The organism is Pseudomonas sp. WS 5412 (assembly GCF_012985615.1).
GTDB classification, from domain to species: domain Bacteria; phylum Pseudomonadota; class Gammaproteobacteria; order Pseudomonadales; family Pseudomonadaceae; genus Aquipseudomonas; species Aquipseudomonas shahriarae.
Map to the genome: position 1 here is coordinate 314,029 of NZ_JAARMB010000004.1, position 15,133 is coordinate 329,161.

15 protein-coding genes are annotated in these 15,133 nt (G+C 62.5%); 8 read left to right on the top strand and 7 right to left on the bottom strand.

Annotated elements, in window-relative coordinates:
- Positions 1-29 precede the first annotated feature (29 nt).
- Positions 30-323 carry a hypothetical protein gene (locus HBR94_RS08395; protein WP_057437585.1) on the bottom strand — a complete coding sequence of 98 codons (294 nt, stop codon included), beginning with the start codon at positions 321-323 and terminating at the stop codon, positions 30-32.
- Between the two features lie 99 nt (positions 324-422).
- On the opposite strand from HBR94_RS08395, the gene pbpC reads away from it, so the two are divergent.
- From pbpC to HBR94_RS08425, 6 genes are all read left to right on the top strand, one after another.
- Positions 423-2,753: a peptidoglycan glycosyltransferase PbpC gene (gene pbpC, locus HBR94_RS08400; protein ID WP_170044500.1), complete on the top strand. Its 2,331-nt coding sequence runs from the start codon at positions 423-425 to the stop codon at positions 2,751-2,753.
- A 157-nt stretch (positions 2,754-2,910) separates the two neighbouring features.
- On the top strand, positions 2,911-3,219 hold the full coding sequence (locus tag HBR94_RS08405) for a MazG-like family protein (RefSeq protein WP_057437589.1): 309 nt from the start codon (positions 2,911-2,913) through the stop codon (positions 3,217-3,219).
- Positions 3,212-3,961 carry a methyltransferase gene (locus HBR94_RS08410; protein WP_057437591.1) on the top strand — a complete coding sequence of 250 codons (750 nt, stop codon included), beginning with the start codon at positions 3,212-3,214 and terminating at the stop codon, positions 3,959-3,961. Before HBR94_RS08405 ends, HBR94_RS08410 begins: the two co-directional genes overlap by 8 nt.
- A 24-nt stretch (positions 3,962-3,985) precedes the next feature.
- Complete coding sequence (locus HBR94_RS08415) at positions 3,986-4,588, top strand: DUF4136 domain-containing protein (RefSeq protein WP_057437597.1); 603 nt, start codon at positions 3,986-3,988, stop codon at positions 4,586-4,588.
- A 45-nt stretch (positions 4,589-4,633) separates the two neighbouring features.
- Positions 4,634-5,191 carry a DUF4136 domain-containing protein gene (locus HBR94_RS08420; protein ID WP_057437600.1) on the top strand — a complete coding sequence of 186 codons (558 nt, stop codon included), beginning with the start codon at positions 4,634-4,636 and terminating at the stop codon, positions 5,189-5,191.
- A gap of 387 nt (positions 5,192-5,578) precedes the next feature.
- Complete coding sequence (locus HBR94_RS08425) at positions 5,579-7,591, top strand: pilus assembly protein TadG-related protein (RefSeq protein ID WP_170044501.1); 2,013 nt, start codon at positions 5,579-5,581, stop codon at positions 7,589-7,591.
- Here the strand turns inward: HBR94_RS08425 and HBR94_RS08430 are convergent.
- Both HBR94_RS08430 and HBR94_RS08435 read right to left on the bottom strand, forming a co-directional pair.
- Positions 7,580-10,333 (bottom strand): ATP-binding protein, encoded by a 2,754-nt coding sequence (locus tag HBR94_RS08430; RefSeq protein ID WP_170044502.1) that lies wholly within the window; start codon positions 10,331-10,333, stop codon positions 7,580-7,582. The two genes, HBR94_RS08425 and HBR94_RS08430, sit on opposite strands and share 12 nt — an antisense overlap.
- On the bottom strand, positions 10,330-10,767 hold the full coding sequence (locus HBR94_RS08435) for a TadE/TadG family type IV pilus assembly protein (protein WP_057437602.1): 438 nt from the start codon (positions 10,765-10,767) through the stop codon (positions 10,330-10,332). Before HBR94_RS08435 ends, HBR94_RS08430 begins: the two co-directional genes overlap by 4 nt.
- Positions 10,768-10,839: 72 nt before the next feature.
- Between HBR94_RS08435 and HBR94_RS08440 the strand changes: the two genes are divergently transcribed.
- Both HBR94_RS08440 and HBR94_RS08445 read left to right on the top strand, forming a co-directional pair.
- Positions 10,840-11,313, top strand: a complete 474-nt coding sequence (locus HBR94_RS08440) for a prepilin peptidase (protein WP_057437604.1) — start codon at positions 10,840-10,842, stop codon at positions 11,311-11,313.
- Positions 11,314-11,439: 126 nt separating this feature from the next.
- Positions 11,440-12,216: a response regulator transcription factor gene (locus tag HBR94_RS08445; protein ID WP_170044503.1), complete on the top strand. Its 777-nt coding sequence runs from the start codon at positions 11,440-11,442 to the stop codon at positions 12,214-12,216.
- 125 nt (positions 12,217-12,341) lie between these two features.
- Here the strand turns inward: HBR94_RS08445 and HBR94_RS08450 are convergent, their stop codons facing one another.
- Genes HBR94_RS08450 through HBR94_RS08465 form a run of 4 tightly spaced genes read right to left on the bottom strand, consistent with a single transcriptional unit; the run spans position 12,342 to position 15,131 of the window.
- Positions 12,342-12,614, bottom strand: coding sequence for a DUF3613 domain-containing protein (locus tag HBR94_RS08450; RefSeq protein WP_115127306.1), 273 nt, complete (start codon positions 12,612-12,614; stop codon positions 12,342-12,344).
- Between the two features lie 19 nt (positions 12,615-12,633).
- The gene (locus HBR94_RS08455; protein WP_115127307.1) at positions 12,634-13,350 is read right to left on the bottom strand and encodes a tetratricopeptide repeat protein; all 717 of its coding nucleotides are present in this window, start codon (positions 13,348-13,350) and stop codon (positions 12,634-12,636) included.
- 10 nt (positions 13,351-13,360) lie between these two features.
- Complete coding sequence (locus HBR94_RS08460; protein WP_120731467.1) at positions 13,361-14,248, bottom strand: type II secretion system F family protein; 888 nt, start codon at positions 14,246-14,248, stop codon at positions 13,361-13,363.
- 1 nt (position 14,249) lies between these two features.
- Positions 14,250-15,131, bottom strand: coding sequence for a type II secretion system F family protein (locus HBR94_RS08465; RefSeq protein WP_170044504.1), 882 nt, complete (start codon positions 15,129-15,131; stop codon positions 14,250-14,252).
- Positions 15,132-15,133 lie beyond the last annotated feature (2 nt).

The window sequence follows — 15,133 nt, forward strand, 5'->3', positions numbered from 1 at the left end:
GAGCAAGCTCGCTCCCACAGGGTCTGTATTTAATGCACAACCCAACTGAGCAGCCACAACCCCAGCATCAACCAGATAATCCCCATGATGATCGAGGCCCGCATAAACGCCCGGACTGCCGAGTACAGCAGCATCAGGCCAATGATCAGGGTGATGATGCTGATGATCGAGGTGTCCATGCCCAGGGTGCGCGACAGGCCGTCGATAAAGTTGCCGCCGGCATTGGTCAGGGCGCCGAACAAGCCGCTGAGCCCATCGACGATAAAGCGGATGACCGAACCGAGCGCCTGGCCCAGCCATTCGAAAAAGCTTTCTACCTGCATATGAGTTTCCTGATGAAAGGGTGGGCGTATCTGCCGGACCTGAGCCTTTGGTCGCCAATCCCTTGGGCGAGTTCCCTAGAAGCATAGAGGTTTGCCCGTTTGAATTTGCGAATAGTTGCACGCGCTACCCTGGGTAGCCTGCTGGTGGTGATAGCCCTGCTGTGGCTGGCCGACCGCCTCTGGCCCCTGCCGTTGCCCAAGGACGATCTGGCCCGTGTGGTACTGGCGGAGGACGGCACGCCGTTGTGGCGCTTTGCCGATGCCAACGGCGTATGGCGTTACCCGGTGGCGACCGATGAAGTCTCGCCGTATTACCTCGATGCGCTGCTGACCTACGAAGACCGTTGGTTCTACCAGCACCCCGGCGTCAACCCGCTGGCCCTGGTGCGGGCGACCTGGCAGAACCTGACCGGCGCGCGGGTAGTGTCTGGCGGCAGCACCTTGTCGATGCAGGTGGCGCGCCTGCTCGATCCCCATTCGCGCACCCTGCCGGGCAAGTTGCGCCAGCTGTGGCGCACCGCGCAACTGGAGTGGCACCTGTCCAAAGACCAGATACTCAACCTGTACCTCAATCGCGCGCCCTTTGGCGGCACCTTGCAGGGCGTGGCGGCAGCCAGTTGGGCGTATCTGGGCAAGTCGCCGCAACAGCTGACCCACGCCGAAGCAGCGTTGCTCGCGGTACTGCCCCAGGCACCGAGCCGTCTGCGCCCGGACCGTCACCCGCAGCGCGCCCAGGAGGCCCGGGACAAAGTGCTGCGGCGCCTGGCCGAGTTCCAGGTGTGGCCGCAATCGGCGGTCGACGAAGCCCTGGAAGAACCCCTGTTGCTGGCGCCGCGCCTGGAACCCAGCCTGGCGCCGCTGCTGGCGCGCCGCCTGAACCGTCCCGACAGCCCGCCGCTGATTCGCACCACTCTCGACGCGACCCTGCAACGCCGTCTCGAAGACCTGCTGCTGGGTTGGCGCGCGCGGCTGCCGGAGCACACCTCGGCCGCGATCCTGGTGGTCGAAGAAGAAAGCATGGCCGTGCGCGCCTACCTGGGCTCGGTGGATATCAACGATGCGCGGCGCTTTGGCCATGTGGATATGATCAGCGCCCTGCGCTCGCCGGGCTCGACCCTCAAACCCTTCCTGTATGGCATGGCTTTGGACGCGGGGCTGATTCACTCCGAATCGCTGTTGCAGGATGTGCCTCGGCGCTATGGCGATTACCGACCGGGCAATTTTTCCATGGGCTTTACCGGCGCGGTGCCGGCCAGTACGGCGCTGTCCAGCTCGCTGAACCTGCCGGCGGTGCAACTATTGGAAGCCTATGGGCCCAAGCGCTTTGCTGGCGAAATGCGCATCGGCGGCATGCCCCTGGCGCTGCCGGCGCTGGCCGAGCCGAACCTGGCGTTGATCCTGGGCGGCGCCGGCAGCCGCCTGGAAGACCTGGTCGGTGGCTACAGCGTGTTGGCCCGCGACGGCAAGAGCGCGGCCATCCGTTTGCAGCCCGATGATGTGCTCAAGGAGCGGCCGTTGTTATCGCCGGGTTCGGCGTGGATTGTGCGGCGCATCCTCAGTGGCCAGGCACGGCCGGACCGTGATCCCCGGGCCGAGCTGGTGCAGCGCCCGGTGTTGGCCTGGAAGACGGGCACCAGCTACGGCTTTCGCGATGCCTGGGCCATTGGCGTCGGGCCGCGCTATTTGATTGGTGTGTGGATCGGCCGCCCGGACGGCACCCCGGTGCCCGGCCAGTTTGGCCTGGCCTCGGCGGCGCCGTTGATGCTGCAAGTGCACGATGTGTTGACCAACCGCGACAGCCAGCGCGGCATTACCGCGCCGGTTAAACCCGTGCCGATGAATGTCGGCGTGGCGGCGATCTGTTGGCCCCTGGGCCAGCCCATGAGCCGCAGCGACGCCAATTGCCGGCGCCAGCGGTTTGCCTGGACGCTGGACAACACCACGCCGCCGACCTTGCAGGCCCTGGACCAACCTTTGGGTGTCGGCTTGATGGAAACCGTATGGGTCAATGCCAAGGGCCTGCGCGTGGCGGCCAGTTGCCCAGGCGCGGTATCGCGGGACATTGCCCTGTGGCCGGCACCGCTGGAACCGTGGTTGCCGAGGATCGAGCGGCGTGACGCACGCATCCCTGCGCCAGACCCGGATTGCCCGCCACCGGCGCTGGCGGCGTCGTCGCCGTTGTCGGTGGTGGGTGTACGTGAGGGCGATCAACTGCGCTTGCCGGCGGGCAGCCAGCAGCAACTGCGCCTGAAGCTCTCGGCCCTGGGCGGCAGTGGGCGGCGCTGGTGGTTCCTCAATGGTGCGCCGCTGGGCGACAGTGCCAACCAGGACAGCATCAATGCCAGCCTGGAGCAGTTGGGGCGCTATCAACTGAGTGTGCTCGATGAGGCGGGGCAGACGGCCAGGGTTGAGTTCAGCGTGGTTGATTAAAATCGCCATCGCGGGCAAGCCGGCTCCCACAGTTTGATTTGTTAACACCGTCCAATGTGGGCGCTGGCTTGCCTGCGATAGCGCCCTGACAAGCACCGCAAATTTATTTGCCATCCCCGCCTTTGAGCCTGAAGCTATACCCCTTCAGGAGCGCCCCATGAATCTCGAACACCTTACCGAACGCATGCATCGCATCCGCGATAACAACGACTGGAAACAATTCCACAGCCCGAAAAACCTGGCCATGGCCGCCAGCGTAGAGATGGCCGAGCTGGTGGAGATTTTCCAGTGGCTGAGCGAAGACCAGTCGCGCCAGTTGCCCGCCGACAAACTCGCCCATGCCGGCCAGGAAGTGGGGGACATCGTGCTCTATCTGCTGCTGCTCTGCGGTGAGCTGGGCCTGGATATGGATCAAGTGGTCAGCGCCAAGCTGGCCGACAACGAGCGGCGGTTTACCCATGAGTGATCGCCATTTCGACCAGTTGGCCACGCGTTTTGCCGAGAAGATCTACGGCGGTGCCAAGGGCGCGATTCGCCTGGCGGTGTTGCAGGCCGACTTGACCGAGGCCCTGCCGGAGCGGCCGTTGCGCGTGCTGGATATCGGCGCCGGCCTGGGCCATATGTCGTTGTGGCTGGCCGAGCGCGGGCATCATGTGACCTTGGCCGAGCCCGCCGAGCCGATGCTCGAAGGCGCCCGCCAGCGGTTCGCCGCAGCGGGGCAGAGTGCAACGTTCATCCAGGCGCCCTGGCAGGACCTGTTGGGTCAGCTCACCGAGCCCTACGACCTGGTGCTGTGCCACGCCGTGCTGGAATGGCTGGCCGAACCCCATGCGATCCTGCCGGTGCTGCACCAGTTGACGGCGCCGGGTGGCTGGTTGTCCCTGGCGTTCTATAACCGTGATGCGCTGATTTACCGCAACTTGCTCAAGGGCCACTTTCGCAAGATGCGCAAAAATGACATGGCCGGCGAAAAGCAGAGCCTGACCCCGCAACAGCCCCTGGACCCACGGGAACTGGCGGCGCAACTTGAAGGCTTGTGGCAGGTCGAAAGCCAGAGCGGGGTGCGGGTCTTCCACGACTATATGCCGGTGGAATTCCAGGCCCGCGCCGATTTGCAGGACTTGTTGGAGATGGAACTCGCTCACCGTCGTCACCCAAGCTTTGCCGGACTTGGGCGTTATTTGCACTGGATCTGCCGTCCGGTTTAAGCGGCCCAGTCTGCGGAGATCGAAATGAAGCGCTGTGCATTGATCCTGCTGTGCCTGGGGCTGGGGGCCTGCTCCAGCAACAACCCGTATGTGGCGGCCTCCAAGCCCATGCCGCCGGCGCCTGCCCAGGCGGCCAACACCTTTGATGCCAGCGCCTACCCGGCGCCGGTGCGTGACTACGGTGCCTATCGCAATTGGGCCTGGCGCAACGGCCAGTTGCCGGCCGGCTCGGCCTGGGCAGATCCTGCGCAGATCGCCGAAGCCGTCAGCGGTGCCCTTGACCAGCGTGGCCTGCGACCGGTGCATGACCAGCGCGCGCCGGACTTGCTGGTCAGCGCCGATGTGCATCTGGAAAAACGCCTGCGCCAGGTGCAGGACGATTATGGCTACGGCTACGGTGGCTACAACCGCTATGGCAACGGCTACGGCATGTACAACTCGGTGCCGATCGTGCGCACCTATGAAGTGCAAGTCGTGGTGGTGCGCGTCAACCTGTTCGACGCCCGCACGGGCCAGGCGGTATGGAGCGCCAGCGCCGAAACGGGCAGCCAGGGCAGCCTGAGTGAACGCGGCGATGCCTTGCGCCAGGCTGTGCAGAAGGCCATGACGGCGTATCCTCCCAGTTAACAGCTATTCTCATTTCAGGCTCGGTTTGCCCTTTGGAGAACTACCATGTTGCGTCGTATCGCGTTGCTCGCTTTTGCCGTGCTGCTGGGCGGTTGCCAGACCCATCAGGTCAATCACGATTTTGACGCCAGCCGCGACTTTGCCGCCTACCGCAGCTGGGCCTGGAAAGACCCGGCGTTGCAGTACCGCCCTGACGATCCGCGGATCAAGAGCGACCTGACCGAGCAGCGCATCCGCCAGGCGGTGGCCGATCAGCTCGACCAGCGCGGCTTGCGCCCGGCAGCCCCCGGGGCCAAGGCAGACCTGAACGTGCAGGCCTACCTGATCGTCGAAGACCGCCAGCAGCAAGTCACCACCAACTACGGCGGCGCCTGGGGCGGCCCGTGGAATGGCTACTGGGGCGCACCGATGTACAACGAAACCCGCAACGTCACCTACAAGGTCGCGACCCTCCAGATCGACTTGCTCGACGGCAAGGACGGCAAGCTGGTATGGCGCGGCAGCGACGAACAGATGATGAGCAACTCGCCCAGCCCCCAGGACCGCAGTGCAGCGATCCGGGCGACAGTGACCAAGGTGTTGTCCAACTACCCGCCACGCTAAGTTGTACTCGGTCCGTGTAGGGCCGCTGCATCACTGCGATGCGGGCGCTGCGGTTTAACAGGTACACCGAGGCGATCCCTTCGCAGCCTCGCCGGGGCTCGACAGCTCCCACATTCGATCTGTGTTTCCAAGACAGATTTGCAGGTGCCGCGGCTCCCCTGTGGAAGCTGTCGAGCCCCGGCGAGGCTGCGATGGGATCGCCTCCTTACACCCGATCCACTGAGGTGCCCGCATCGCACGGCGGCCCGACAAGCCAGCATCAGGCGCTGTTTATTTCCGTCAGTCGCCAAAGTGGCGACTTGCCAGCGCACCTGCCAAGCCTTGTCTACACTGCTGTTGACTACAGGAGAGTAAGCGCTCGGCAGTTCGCCGGCAAAGGAGTGCTCGATGTCTCCCCGACTTCGTTCTGGCCAGCGTGGCGCAATCGGTCTGGTGTTCGCCGGCACCCTGGCCTTGGCCCTGGTGTTTCTGTTGCTGGTGGTCGATAGCGGCCGCCTGTACCTGGAAAAACGCAAGCTGCAGGCCGTCGCCGACACCGCTGCCCTGGAAGCCGCCAATCGTGGCGGGCAGTGTTCAGGCAGCACCACCGCCGTCGATTACGCCAAGCAGAATGCCACCCGGAACGGCTTCACCGTTGTCGCCAACGACAGCAGCCGCGCATTGGCGGTGACGTGTGGGACGTTGCTGACCAATGCGGCCAATATCCGTGTCTTTACTGCAGATGCCACCAAGAATGAAGCCATCCGCGTCGTTGCTACCCGCACGGTGACCACCGGTATCGCCAACGGGGTCTGGAGGTTGTTCAGCGGTACGTATAACGCCAATACGACATTGACCGCGACGGCCGTTGCGGCGCTGGCGACTCCGGTGGCGGCACTCACAATCCGCAGCACGGCAGTCGTTGTCGATACAGCCAACAAGGCTTCCACTCTCAATGCTCTGTTCGGAGGGTTGTTGGGCGGTGGCCTGAACCTGTCGGTGGCCGGGTGGAATGGTTTAGTTAATACCAACATCTCTCTACTGAGTTACCTGGACCGGCTAAAGCTCGACCTGGGCCTGACAGCGGTCGGCTATACAGAAGTTCTTGGCAATACCGTCGGTGTTGGTCAGCTCATTCAAAGTGCAATCAATGTATTGGACCCCACCAATACATTGGCCGCAGATGTGACGATTGTCGGCTTGAACGCGCTCAAGACGGCGGCGGGTGCCACTCAAGTGGTGTTGGGCGATATTCTGCAGATTGCGAGTGGCACGGATGTGGCGTCTCTGGCAGTGAACATGCGGGTGTTTGATCTGATCGAAGGTTTTGTGCAACTGGCCAACAAGAAAAATGGCCTGCTGGCGAGTGTTCCGATCAACGTGCCTGGAGTGGCGCAAATCACTGCGACCGTTCAGGTTTTACAGCCGCCTCAATTATCTGCGGTCGGTAATCCAGCCAAAGCTGTAGCATCGGGGCATAATCCTGAAACCGGTCCGAATCGCATCTATGTGCGCACGTCTCAATTGCGGGTTCTGCTCTCGGTCAACTTGCCCGTAATGAACACAGTCCTGGATCTGGTGAACGGGGTGACTGGATTGGCAGGACCACTGGCAAATACGGTGGGTGCACTGCTACAGCTGAATGTTGTGGGCGCGATCAATGCGCTGACGTGTAGCTTGGGAGCACTGTGTACTTCGCCCAACCTGCAGATTCTGCCTCCGCCTGTCCGTGTGGATATTGCGGTGGAAGCCGCCAGTGCCAGTAGTTGGGTGACAGCCTACAGTTGCGCAAGTCCTACCAATAAAAGCCTGACAACCAGCACCAATACCTCGCTGGTCAATTTGAAACTGGGTCAGGTTGATGGCTTGTCCAGCATTTTCGGCAGCAGTCAAACTCCGCCCCAGATGGTTGTGAAACCATTGAAGGTCGTGGATATCGGTACCGAGTCATGCCGCCGCTTTTTGATATTCAACGACTGCAACGCCCGTGTTCCCTCCGTGGGGGGGGGTATTGGGTTATCTGCCAACATTGATGTGGGTGGGAGTAAAAACCTTGCCCATACATACCTGTCCCCCAATTTGCCGGAAATTTCGCAGCCACCGTTTTATTACGCTTACACCACTAGCAATATCGTCAGCGGGCTCACGGACCCGGCCAAGGGGACGGCAGCAGGTCTTGTTCTAAATATGTACGGCCCACAGCCCGGAAATGAAAACTTACTAGGTAATATCATTGGTGGTCTTGGAACCGTGTTTAACAGCGTAACTTCCCTGTTGATCAATACCATCAAAACCACACTGACACCGTTGCTGGACTCGCTGATCAACACCCTATTACTAGCCTTGGGCGTCGACCTGAACAAAGTGGATGTAGGTGCCAACCTGAGTTGTCAATCAGGCCGCGCCTACCTAGTCATCTAACCCCCCACCCACTACCGGCAACTCCACGCAAAACCGCGCCCCATGTTCACTGTTGGCGACGCTCAGGCGTCCGCCCATGTTTTCCACAATGCCGTAGCTCACCGATAACCCCAGCCCGGTGCCGACGCCAATCGGTTTGGTGGTGAAAAAGGGCTCGAAAATCCGCTCCAGCAGCCGTGCATCAATGCCGCCGCCATTGTCTTCGACCCAGATGCGTACATGGCGGCTGTCGTGTTCGCTATACAGGGCGATCCATGGGCGAAAATCGTGGTTTTTTTCGTGTCGCGCCATCAGCGCATCGCGGGCGTTGACCATCAGGTTGATCAGTACTTGCTCCAGTTGGTCGACATGGCCGTTGACCTGCACCTTGAAGTCCATGGGCGTGATGCGCAGGTCCACACCTTTACCGCGCAGGCCTTCGCCCAGCAGTGATTGCGTACCTTCCACCGCTTGGGCCGGGTCGAAGGGCTGTTGCTCGACCTCCGAGCGGCGGCCGAACACGCGCATGTGGTCCACCACCCTGGCCGCACGCTGGACCTGTGCATCGATGCGCTGGAGTTTTTCCGTCAGGTAGTCGAGTTGTACGTCGCCGTTGCCCAGGCGCTTGAGCACGTTGGCGATGGCCATACGCATGACGTTCAGCGGCTGGTTGATCTCATGGGCCAGGCCGGTGGCCATCTCGCCGAGGGTGGCCATTTTCGCGCTTTGGGTCAGTTGTTGCTGGGAGCGGCGCACTTCGGTGTTGTCGCGGCCCACGGCCTGGATTTCCTGCAACTGGCCGTGCTCGTCGAACACACCACGGTCAGACCAGACCCACCACGCATGTTCGCGTCCCGGCAGTTGCAGGCTGATTTCCGCGGTGCTGACCGGGAATTCCGGGCTCAGTTGGCCGATGCGTTTTACAAAGGCGTTGCGCTGTTCGTCCGATAACCAGTGGCCCAGGTTGATCCCCGGCAATTGGGCTGGCGTGCATTCCAGGTAGTTGGCCAGGGGCGTGTTGCCGAAGGTCAGGGTCAGGTCCGGGCGGTAGCGGCAGATCATCGCCGGCGAGTCTTCGACGAGGAGGCGGTAGCGCTCTTCGCTGTCCTTGATCTGTTGCGCCGCCAGGGTGGCTTCGGTGACGTCCAGCCACAGGCCGACGGCTTCCACCGGCAAGCCCAGGTCGTCGCGCAGCAGCTTGGCTTCGTCCAGCAGCCAGTGGTAGTTGCCCTGGCGATCGCGTACGCGGTAGCGGCTGCGCACGTTGCCTTCGCGTAGCAATTGCCGGGTGCGTTCGAAGTACAGGTCGCGGTCTTCGGGGTGCACCCATTCCACGGAGGTGTCGTGGGTGCATTCGGCTAGGGTCCAGCCCAGCAGCGGTAGCAGGCTGTCGCTGAAAAATGCCGGGTGCAGCGCGCCGTTGACGTAGCGCTGCACGTAGATCACCGCCGGTGAGCTGGCGATCAGGTTGTCCAGGCGGGCATGGGCGGCGGCGGCCTGCAGTTGCTGGTTCTTGATGTCGCTGATATCGAGCATGAAGCCGATCCAGCGCCGCTGCTCGCCGGCGCCCAGCACCTGGCCCTGGACGCGGTACCAGATGGGGTTCTGTTTGGCGTCGCTGCGCAGCAGGCGCACGCTGGCGAGCAAAGGTTTGCCCAGGCTTTGCAGGTCTTGCAGGCGGCTGTTGAGTTCCTGGCGGTCGGCGGGGTGGATCAGTTCCAGCCAGTTGGCCAGCACCTGTTTGGTCGGTGCATCTTCCGGGCTCAGGCTGCGCATCAGTTGGGGGGCCAGCAGGATCTCTTCACCGTTGGCCAGCAGTTCCCACCAGCCGGTGCCGAGCAGGCCTTGCAGGGCTTCCACCCGCTCCAGTTGTTGGTGATGGCGCTGCTCGCGCAGGCGGCTGAGCAAGGGCGCGGCGAGGGCGGCGGTGAGGTTCAGCCAGTCACGCTCGCTGACGTCGGCGTGGCCGCTGTAGAACCCGCACAGCAACCACGCGGCGACCCCCTGGCTATCGCGGTACGGCACCAGCAGGCCCTCGGCATTGCCAAACACGCTGTGCAGGCGCGGGTGCTCGCTGCGGCCCTGAAGGGTTTTCAGGCTTAGCGGGGTGTTGCCGTTGAGGCTGTCCAGGCAGGTGCCCAGGCGCTGCCCAGGCGCCCACAGTTGCGGCGCGTCATGGGCGCTGTAGCTGCTGTAGACCAGCCAGTCCTGATCCTGCTGGTCGAGCAGCACCATCGCCGCGCAAGGGATACGCCAGCGCTGGGTCAGGCTGCGCAGGTGCTCGCTGAACACTTGCGGCAGGCGCGACAGGCTGCACACGCGCAGTTGTTCGCTCATCTGGCTGGCGAGCAGATGGTTCTGCTCGCGCTGCAGGGCCAATTGCCGGCCCCTCAGCAGGTCGCTGATATCCAGCAGGCGCAGGATCCAGCCGTCGCCATCCGGTTCGATCCAGCCACGGGTATGCAGGATGGTCTCGGCGGCGCCCTGGAAATCCAGGTCCAGGCTGTGCCGCTGCCAGTCGGCAGGGGTGCCTTCGATGCTCAGGGCGCCAGGCAGGCACAGCAGGTCGCGCAACAGCGGGTGAGCCTGGGCACTAAGGTGGCGGGCTAACTGTGGGTGCAACGCGCGGCTGATATCCAGCACATGACCATGCTGATCCAGGCGCAGGTGCAAGCCTTGTGCGGGTGGGCTGGCGGGCGTCTCCAGGGCCTGGGCGCTGTTGCGGCCGAGCAGCCTGCCGAAGATTTTGTCACCGGAGTTCAAAATTGCAGGCTCGACTGGGCGTGCAACGTGGTCGGCAGCCGAGGCACCGTGCCAATGCCCGGCAGCACAATAAACGGCAGGACGTTCTTCAGGTTGGCCGAGGGGTAGTTGATCTCGACGGTCAGCACGCCTGCGGTGTAGGTCGGATTGATATGGGCCGTCTGGAACTGGAAGGTCGCTGGAATCCACTGCAATTGGCTTTGCACGGTCTGGGTCGCCCGCAGGATGAGCGCTGCATTGTAGTTGGGGGTGCTGGGGTCCAGTGCCACGCTGCGGCGCACGGCCTCGGCGGTGGCCTGGTTGAACGACTGCAGCAGCAACAGTGGCAGGCTGTAGCTGACCATGGCATAGAACACGGCAAAAAAAATCACGAACACCGCGGCAAATTCGATAGCGACGGCGCCTTTTTGCTTTCTAGGGAGGCTGGTTTTCATCACTGCGACTACCCTGACTGCTACTACCTGCTATCAGCATAGAATCAATCAGCAAAAAGGGACGGTTTTTACGTGATCCAAGGCCTCGTGGTGTTTGTCTGGTTGGTGGTGTGTGCGCAGCAGGATATTCGCCAGCGGCAGATTGCCAATCGCCTGACCCTGGGCGCGCTGCTGCTGGCACTGTTCTATCTGCTGTGGAGCGGCAGCACGTGGCTGGGTACTTCCAGGGCGCAAGGGCTGTGGGCGTTCTGCCTGGCCCTGCTGTTGACCCTGCCCGGCTACGCCCTCGGGCGCCTGGGCGCGGGCGATGTGAAGATGCTGGCGGCGTTGGCGCTGGCGTCGAATTCGACCTACCTGTTGTGGTCTCTGATCGGTGCTGGCGTAGCCAATGTCGCCTGGCTGGTCTATGGGCCGCGGCTGCTGCCCCTTGCCAGTCAAGGTGTTAGAGCGCGCCTGGGTTACCTGGTGGTGGACCCGTCAAAAAAGCTGCCTTTCGCGCCGTTTCTTTTAGTGGGTTTTAGCCTGGCCTGGGCGTGGCTCCATTAGTCGTGGGCGCTCTGTATCGCTATGTACATAGTCGGAAAGTACGTCTACGTTTATTTATACAAGCAAGTAGGAAGGTTCTTCGCAACCGATAGGTCAATCTTTGGCTTGCCAGGCATGGAGTAGCGTGTGGACAAAGTTACATCTGCAGTAAAAGTGCTCGTGGTCGACGATCAGCCGCTGATTGTGGAGGAGCTTTGCGAATTTCTTGAAAGCAGCGGTTATCGCTGTGTCCCTTGTGAGTCCAGCCAGCAGGCCGTGCAACGCTTCAGCGACGATCCGCAGATCGGCCTGGTGCTGTGTGATCTGCATATGCCGGACATGGACGGTATCGAACTGGTGCAGGCCCTGCAGAAAATCGCCGGCAAGCAGCGTGCCTTCGAAGCCATTATGTTGACCGGTCGGGCCGACAAGCAGGACGTGATCAAGGCCTTGCGCGTGGGCATCTCCGATTACTACCAGAAGCCCATCAACCTCAATGAGTTGCTGGAGGGGTTGCAGCGCCAGGAAGCCGCGCTGGAAGAACGCCACAAGAATCTGCATTTGGGGAAGCTGAACCAGAAGCTGCAGTATCTTTCCGAGTCCATCGACGATTTGTACCAGGACCTGGACAAGGTCCGTCGCGGCCCGGCGCCGCAATCCGAGGGTGAGGCGGTAAGCGAGGAGGTCCTGGAAGTGCCGGCGATCTTCAATCAGCTGTCACCCCGGCAACTGGATGTTGCCCGGCTGGTGGGCAAGGGCCAGACCAACTACCAGATTGCCTGCGAGCTGGGTATTACCGAGAACACGGTCAAGCTGTACGTGTCCCAGGTGTTGCGCTTGACCCATATGCACAACCGCACCCAACTGGCGTTGGCACTGTCGCCGAGCAACTCGGCATTGCGCCAGCGGGTGACGGCGCACTGACGCTTTGCGTACAGCCATGTGGGAGCGGGCTTGCCCGCGATAGCGTCGGATCAGCCAGGGCATGTATCGGCTGACACCCGCCATCGCGGGCAAGCCCGCTCCCACATTTCTCCAATGGCTGTGGTTTATTTGCTGCCACCCGAGCTCCCGCCTTCGCTGCCTTCGCCGAACTTTTCGGGGATCGCGTATCTTTTGCTTTCCAGCAAACGCTGCATCGCCAGCTCGCGTTCGGCGGGCGTTGCTCTCTGCACCGTGGGCGAGGCGGCTTGCCCGTTGACTTGCAGCCCCAGCCAGTTTTCCGTTTCCTCCTGGGCCTTGGACGAGGGCCCCGGTTCGATGGCCATTGCCGTCAGGGGCAGGGCCAGCAGCGTCAGGCTGGCGAGGTAATGGAATTTCATCATCGGCTCCTTCAAGCGCTTACTTGATTAGTACGGGCGGTGCATCGCTGGCCGCCGCGACCTGGTCCTTGGCCGCAGGTGTGCCGGCGGCCTTGAGTTTCTCGGCGCGGGCCTGGGCCTCGCTGACCTGCTCGGGGCTCAAGCCCACCTGGCTGGCCAGTTGCGCGGCCTGCCCCCAGTGGTCCTGGTAGATCAACAGCGTCACCAGGTTGACCGCCGCCAATTGGTCGCTTTGCTTGAGCTCCATGGCCGTCATGAACTCAAAACGCGCCTCTTCCAGGCGCCGTTGATTGAGGTAGACCACGCCCAGGTCATTGCGGATTTTCTCGTTGGTGGGCGCCAGTTGCGCCGCCCGCTGCATATGGGCCAGGGCTTGGGCGTTGTCGCCCTGGGTCGCCGCCAATTGCCCCAGGCCGTGTTCCCCTTCGGCGGCCATGCAGGTGCCCAGCAGGCTGCGGTAAAGCGGTTGCGCTTCGCTGCGCCCGAGCAGGCGATAAACCTTGGCCTTGCGCTGGCGCACTTGCGGCAACGAGTCCGGCAGGCTTTGCAGGTTGGCCAGGCTGGCGTGCATCTTCCCTTCGTTGGCCATGTCGTCAGCCAGGTTCAGCGACAGCTCCTGTTCGGCGCTGGGCTTGGCGCAACTGCCCGGGGTCATCAATGCCGACCACGGCGTCTGGCCGTTACTGGCACAACCGCCGAGCATCAGCAGGCTCAGGCCTGCAATCAGTGCTTTCATCGAGTGCTCCTCAAAAGCTGCTCAGGGCCCGGGAGATCGCAATAAACGCCGGCCCCCCCAGCACAATCAATAAAGCGGGAAACAGGAAGACCATCATCACCACCGACATCTTGGCCGACATCTTCGAGATGAATTCCTGCAAACGGGTCAAGCGGCGGTCATCGAGCAGTTGCTTGAGGGCCAGCAGCGACTTCATGGCACCGCCACCCTGCTGGATCAGTTGCTGAAGAATGATGCAGGTGTCGGTGAACTCATCCACGGCCAAGAGCCTGGCGGTCTTGCCCAGTTCCTCGCCCAGTTCCAGGCCCGAGTCGACCCGTGCCAGGATCAAGCGCAATTCCTGGGTCAGGGCGGGCAGCAGGCGCTGCGCTTCAACGCTCAACACACGCAGCGACTGCTCAACCGCCATGCCCGACTCGAACAGAATGCGCAGCAGCGGGATAAAGGTCGACACCTCGCGGGAGATTTGCTGCTGCCGGGCCTTGGCGGCACTGGCGAGGATGCGCTTGGGGATCAGGTAGCCCACGCCCAGGCCGAGCAGGGGGGCGATCCACGGGGAGTCGGCATTGGGAAAGATCAGGCTTTGTCCCACCAGCATCACCCCGGCCAGCAACAGCGGCACGCCAATCTGGCAGGCAGCGAAGATCGAGCGCTGATTGGCTTTGCGCCAGCCCACGCGGTTGAGCAGGAGCTGGGTTTCGTTATCCATGCTCACTGAGCGTTGGGCCAACTGGCTGCTGCCAAACTGGCTGAGCAGGGTGCCGAGACGGTCACCGCGCACCAGTTGGCCTTGCAGGCGTTGGTTGACCAGGCGTTCGCGGCGGCGCTGGTTCAGCAGCTGGCCGGCGATCAGCACGAGCGCAGCCAGAAATAATAAGGCACTGATCAGCAGGACCATCTCAAATACTCCGCAACATGCGCCACATCGTCAGGCAGCCCAGCACCTGCATGCTCAGCGCGGCCAGCAGCATGTAGCGGCCGCTGTCGTCATTCCACATGGTCATCAGGTAGCCGGGGTTGATCAGCATGAAATAGCCCACCATCGCAATCGGCATGCCGGCCAGCACGAACGCGGTGACGCGTGTTTCGCCGGTCATGGCGCGCAATTGCCGGGCGCCTTGTTCTCGCTCGCGAATGACCTTGATCAGGTTCTCCAGCAAGTCGCTGGCGTTGCCGCCATAGCGATGGTTGACCTTGAGTCCCAGGGCGAGCATGCGGAACTCGTCCTGTTCGTAGAATTCGGCGAAATCACTGGCGGCCTCGGGCAGGCTGACCCCCAGTTGCACGTTGCGCTGAATGCGCCCCATGGCGGGCTTCAAGGGCTCCTCGGTACTGTCGATGGCCCCTAGCAAGGCATCGGCCAGGGTGCGCCCGGACTTCAGGCTGCGCACGGTATGGTCGAGCACCTGGGGCAGTTGTTCGATCATCCGCTTCACCCGCCGCCGATAGCGCCAGGCGATGTACAGCCGCAGTATCAGCGGCGGCAACAGAAGCATGGCGAGCAGGCCGACCCAGCTCCATACCAGAAACCCGAGGACTGCGCCCAACACCCAACAGGTCAGCCACAGGCCCAGGCTGTCGGTGGGTTTGCCCAGGCCCGCGCGCAGGAACATGCGCTCCAGGCCGACCCAGCGCCCGCGTTCTTCGGCCAGCAGTGGCTGGCCTGCGGCGAGCCGTTCCAGCACGCGGTCGGTTTCCGCCTGGTGCAGGCCACTGAGGAACAGGTGCAGCGACACGCCAATCAGAATCACGCAACTGAACATCAGGATGGCGCCGGTCATGG